4 protein-coding genes and 1 pseudogene are annotated in these 5,359 nt (G+C 66.8%); 1 reads left to right on the plus strand and 4 read right to left on the minus strand.

Annotated elements, in window-relative coordinates; translation table 11 throughout:
* Nucleotides 1-775 precede the first annotated feature (775 nt).
* Nucleotides 776-2,086, plus strand: coding sequence for an SLC13 family permease (locus JOY90_RS24655; protein ID WP_291693719.1), 1,311 nt, complete (start codon nucleotides 776-778; stop codon nucleotides 2,084-2,086).
* 132 nt (nucleotides 2,087-2,218) lie between these two features.
* Here JOY90_RS24655 and JOY90_RS24660 read toward each other — a convergent pair whose 3' ends face one another.
* From JOY90_RS24660 to JOY90_RS24675, 4 genes and pseudogenes are all read right to left on the minus strand, one after another.
* Nucleotides 2,219-2,632: an EVE domain-containing protein gene (locus JOY90_RS24660; RefSeq protein ID WP_291693720.1), complete on the minus strand. Its 414-nt coding sequence runs from the start codon at nucleotides 2,630-2,632 to the stop codon at nucleotides 2,219-2,221.
* 83 nt (nucleotides 2,633-2,715) lie between these two features.
* Nucleotides 2,716-3,831, minus strand: a complete 1,116-nt coding sequence (locus JOY90_RS24665) for an alpha/beta hydrolase (RefSeq protein ID WP_291693721.1) — start codon at nucleotides 3,829-3,831, stop codon at nucleotides 2,716-2,718.
* A 108-nt stretch (nucleotides 3,832-3,939) separates the two neighbouring features.
* On the minus strand, nucleotides 3,940-4,920 hold the full coding sequence (locus JOY90_RS24670) for an NAD(P)H-dependent glycerol-3-phosphate dehydrogenase (protein ID WP_291693722.1): 981 nt from the start codon (nucleotides 4,918-4,920) through the stop codon (nucleotides 3,940-3,942).
* Between the two features lie 225 nt (nucleotides 4,921-5,145).
* A pseudogene (locus tag JOY90_RS24675) lies at nucleotides 5,146-5,359 on the minus strand (tRNA (adenosine(37)-N6)-threonylcarbamoyltransferase complex transferase subunit TsaD); the annotation flags it as partial.

Here is a 5,359-nt window from a genome sequence, read left to right on the forward strand (position 1 = left end):
CGTAGGCAGGGCAAAGACGCGACCGCGTCCGCCGTAGCTCGCAGAGCGAAGGCGGAAGCGTCGTGCCCACCATCGGTCCGACAGCCTCGCTCTGAATGGTGGGCACGCTTCTGCCTTTGCGTGGTGGACTTTGGTGCATGTGGCCGCTTTGCCCACCCTACAGGACCGGGACGCGTCTCCACCTTCTCGCGGCGTTACTCGCCCGAGTTTTTCCAAACGAAGCGCCCCTTGAATCAACGAGGGCGCAGGGAAGGCCGGGTGCCGGTCGCACCCATGGCCCGCCTGCAACAAGAAACGCAGGCGGCAGTCACCACAGGTACGAGCCGAGACATCCGGCCTTCCCTGCGCGATGGTGTTAACGCTTATACGTGCTCTCCCCGGGGACCGGGCTTTCTTGCCCCCGTCGTCGGCGGAATCATCATCCGCTGACTTGGCCTCAGCGTCGGGAGGCCAGGACCACACGCTTTCGCCGTCCGCCTCGAGCGCGCTCGTCGCGTGCGCCAAGGCGTCCACCGCATCCCGCTGCCAACGTTCGTGACGATCGCGAAGCGCCCCTCGAATGGCAGCGGGACGGCGCGGATTATGCCTCTGATTCGGATTTTCGTCAAGTATGATTCTGTAAATCAGAAGGCGTATTGCGCGGCGCGCGTTGGCGCGACGGGCAGTTTGCGCATGCCTCGTCTGCAGGGGATCGGCAAAAAACGCAGGCGCTGCAAAAACGGGGATGATACCGAGAGCGCCGTCTACCCGCGCCATTCACGGGCAATTCCCCGCCATGACCTCTATTGCCGTCACCGCATGGTCCGTTCATCCCGGCTGGTTCGCAGCCGCGGCGATCCTGTTATGGGCCACCAACCTGCTGCCGGAATACCTCGTCGCACTGCTGTTCTTCGCCGCGATCACGCTGTTCCGCGCGGCGCCGGCGGACGTGCTGTTCTCCGGCTTCCAGTCGGAAGCGTTCTGGCTGGTGCTCGGCGGCTTCGTGCTGGGCACCGCGATCCGGAAAGTGGGCCTGGCGGACAGGATCGCGCGCGGCCTCGCCAACGCGCTGACCGGCTCCTGGCCGCAGATGGTGGCGGGCGTCGTGCTGTTGACCTATGCGCTCGCCTTCGTGATGCCCTCCAACATGGGCCGCATCGCGCTGCTGATGCCGATCGTGATGGCGCTCGCCGATCGCGCCGGCCTGCATGAAGGCTCGACGGGGCGGGCCGCGCTCGCGATCGGGGTGGGCTTGGGCACCTACGAGCTGTCCGCCTCGATCCTGCCGGCGAACGTGCCGAACCTGATCATGACGGGCGCGGCCGAACGCGCCTATGGCGTCACCTTCAACTACATGCCCTATCTCCTGCTGCACGCGCCGATCATCGGCGTGCTCAAGGGCATCCTCATCGTCGCCTGCCTGGTGAGGATGTTTCCGGCCTCGCCCAAACCGCTTCCGCCGGGGACGGAGCCTTTGAGATGGAGGGCGGCGGAGTTGCGGCTCGCGGTGATCCTGCTGCTCACGCTGCTGCTCTGGATGACGGACGCCTGGCACGGCATCCGTCCGGCCTGGATTGGCCTGGTCTCCGCCTGCCTCTGCCTGCTGCCGCGCGTGGGCTTCCTCACCAGCGACGAATTCGCCGCCGGCGCCAACATCCGCACCTGCCTCTTCCTCGCCGGCATTCTGGGACTTGCGGCAGTGGTCGCCTGGTCGGGACTCGGCAGCCGGATCGGCGATCTCCTGATCTCGCTGCTGCCGCTCGATCCCGCGCGACCCGCCGCGTCCTTCGCCTCCATGATCGGGCTCGCCAGCGTGCTGAATTTCGTCGTGACCGCCAACGGCCTGCCCGCCGTGTACACGCCGCTGGCGCAATCGCTCGCCGACCATGCGGGCCTCGCGCTGCCGACCGTGCTGATGTCGCAGGTGTTCGTCTATTCGACGCCTTGGCTGCCCTACCAGGCCGCGCCACTGGTCGTCGCCATCGGCCTCGCGAAAATCCCGACGCCTACCGCGATCAAGGCCTGCGTGGTGACGAGCGCGATCTCGTATGCAGTGCTCGGGCCGCTGTATTATTTGTGGTTCCGGCTGCTGGGGTGGGTGGGGTGAGCGGCCGTGATAAGTCACGTGACGCTCGATATCCCTGCCGGGCTCGCACCACCGGGCCGCGCCTTGCGCGGACCCGTTGGCGCCCCGGAATGACGGCACCTGACCACTATGATGCGGTGCTGCGATATCGGGTCAAAGTCCGCCCATCTTGCACACCAGCTTCCATTCCTCCGCCGTCACCGGCTGCACCGACAGCCTGGAATATTTCACCAGCGCCATCTCGGCGAGCTTCTTGTCGGCCTTGATCGCGACCATGGTCACCGGCTTCGGCAGCTTCTTGTCGGCCTTGATGTCGACGCAGACGAATTTGCCGGTCTTGTCGGTCGGATCGGGATAGGCTTCCTTGACGACCTCGGCGATGCCGACGATCTCCTTGCCTTCGTTGGAATGATAGAAGAACGCCTTGTCGCCCTTCTTCATGTTGACGAGGTTCTGCCGCGCGGTGAAGTTGCGCACGCCGGTCCAGGCTTCGCCCTTGGCGCCCTTGTCGACCTGCTGGTCCCACGACCACGACGACGGTTCGGATTTCACCAGCCAGTAGTTCATGACGCGATCACCCTTCCTCTCGACCGGCGCGATGAAAGAAGACGGAGCTGGCCGGGTCAAGCCCGGCCAGCTCCGCCGCCCGCTCATTCGCCGAGATATCGGCCGAAGAATTTCGCGATGTCGGTGAAGGCTTCCTTGGTCTCCGGCGCGTCGACGTTGAACTGGTACTGCGCATGCGATTGCCCCTCATAGACGTTGAGGTCGGCGATGACGCCGGCGCGGCGCAGCTTGCGGTGGGTGCGCACCGTGTTGCTGAGGAACAAATCGCGCGTGCCCGATGTCAGGATGGTTGGCGGAAAGCCCTTGAAGTCGCCGTAGATCGGCGAGATGTACGGGTTCTTCAGGTCGGTGCCGTTGGCGTAGAGCTTCGCGGCGCGGCCGAGCCAGCCGTCCCAGGTCACCAGCACGTTGTCGACCCATTCGTTGGACTTGTAGCTGTCGCCGATCTTGTCGATGTCGGCCCAGGGCGTGCCCGGCGCGATCGCCGCCGGCAGCGGCAGCTTCTCGTCCCTGGCGCGCAGCACCATCGCGAGCGTCATCGCGCCTCCGGTCGAGGTGCCGAAGATCGCGATGCGGCGGTGATCGTTGTGCTTCACGGTGTCCTTCCACACCGCCATGGCGTCGTCCATCGCGGCGGGATAGGGGAAGTCGGGCGGCATGCGATAGTCGACCGAGATCACCTTGAAGCCGCCGAAACCCGCCATCATGATCGCTTCCGGCAGCGCGGCCTCGCCGGGCCCGAACACATAGCCGCCGCCATGGACGTGAACCAGCAGCCGCCGACGGTTCTCGGGCGGAATTTTGCTCGGTGTCACGACGAAGCAATGCACGCCGGCAATTTTTGTCTCCTCGACCTTGACGCCGAGCTTCTGCTTCATCGCCGGGACGTTTGCGATCGCGAGCTTGGCGCGGCGGTCGATCAGCTCCTTCCATTCGGCCGGCGTCTTCGGGTCGGCATTGAAATGCGGCGGATAGGGCGCGCCGATCATCGCCTGCATCTGGGAGCTCACGCCATCGTCGGGATTGCCGATCGACTTCACCGGGGCCACCCGCGTGCCGTTCTGGGCGTTGGCCTCGGCCTCGCTCCTGGCGAGCTCGTCATATGGCACCGCCGCAGTCTGCTGCGCGCGTGCTGGAGTGAATTGGATGACAGCCATGGTGATCGCCACCGAGGCAATGGCGCAATGAACCCTGCGCATGCGTTTCCCCTTTGATTTTCGTTGATCGACCGGACGTCACCGGTCCGCGCTCACGCTATTACGGCGTGCAGGTGTCGTGAAGAGGAGGTGAGGCGGGAGCAGGCATGCTCACTCTTCCGCCTTGAAGGGGCGGGTGAGAAGGCCTTCGATCGCGGCGTCGATGGTGAGCGCGCCGCCCAGGATCGCCGCGGCGGCTTGCGAAACCGGCATATCGACCTTTTGCGAAGCCGCGAGCTCGACCAGCACCGGCGCGGTGGACTCGCCCTCGGCGAGCTTGCCGGCGGGTTTCGGCTCGCCGCGGCCGAGCGCCGCGCCAAGGGCGAAATTGCGCGACTGCGGGCTGTCGCAGGTCAGGATCAGATCCCCGAGGCCGGAGAGGCCGACCAGCGTCTCTGGCCGAGCGCCGAAGGCACGGCCAAAGCGCGACAATTCGGCGAAGCCGCGCGTGATCAGCGCCGCCTGCGCCGAGGCGCCGAGCCTTCGGCCGACCACGATGCCGGCGGCGATTGCGAGCACGTTCTTGGCGGCCCCGCCGATCTCGACGCCGCGCACGTCGGTGGTGTGATAGGGCCTGAAGGTCGAAGACCCCAGCGCCTGCACCAGCTCGCGCGCCAGCGCGTCGTCCCTGGCCGCCAGGGTCACCGCGGTCGGCAGGCCGCGTGCGACGTCGTCGGCAAAGCTCGGACCCGACAGGATCGCGGGGCGCGCCTGCGGCGCGGCCTCGGCGATCACCTCGGTCATGAAGCGATGCGTGCCATGCTCGATGCCCTTGGCGCAGGCGATCACCGGCGTGCCCGCGCGCAGATGCGGCGCCAGCGCATTCGCCGCGCCGCGGAGATGCTGCGCGGGCGTCACGATCAGCATGGCGTCCGCGCGCGCCGCATGCGCGAGGTCATGGGTGACCGCGATCTCCTCGGATAGTTTGACGCCCGGAAGCCGCGGATTTTCCCGGCTCGATGCGATCCGCGCCGCATGCCCGGCATCGCGGGCATAGAGCGTCACCGTGCGACCGGCGCGCACCGCCACCTCGGCCAGCGCCGTGCCCCAGGCCCCGGCGCCGATGACAGCGATGGAGTGGAAGGTCGGCATGCCAAGCCCTCAGATGCGCTCCCTCTCTCCGTCCGCTTGTCCGCCGAAGCCTCGGCGAAGGCGGATGCGGGGAGAGGGTTGGGATGAGGGGCTGTTTCGGCGGCGGGACTCGTGGAGAGTCCCCCTCACTTGGATCGCATCTGGCGATGCAATCCGACCTCTCCCCGCGAGCGGGGAGAGGTGAAGAGTGAGCGCGTGGCAGCAGCGTCCATCCATTCGAAATTCCTAAAATCCCGCTCGCGTGTTGGCATAACCGGCCGGCACGGTCGCGTTCGCGTCGAGCAGCCAGCGCGCGCGCGGCGGCGCGGCGAGATCGTCGGTCAGGCCGAGCGCGAGCCGCTCGGCGCCGGCCCAGGCGATCATCGCGCCATTGTCGGTGCAGAGCGCGGGCGGCGGGATGATCAGCGTGGTCCCGGCCTTGGCCGCGACATCCTGGAGC

The organism is Bradyrhizobium sp., from assembly GCF_019242285.1.
Lineage (GTDB): Bacteria > Pseudomonadota > Alphaproteobacteria > Rhizobiales > Xanthobacteraceae > Bradyrhizobium.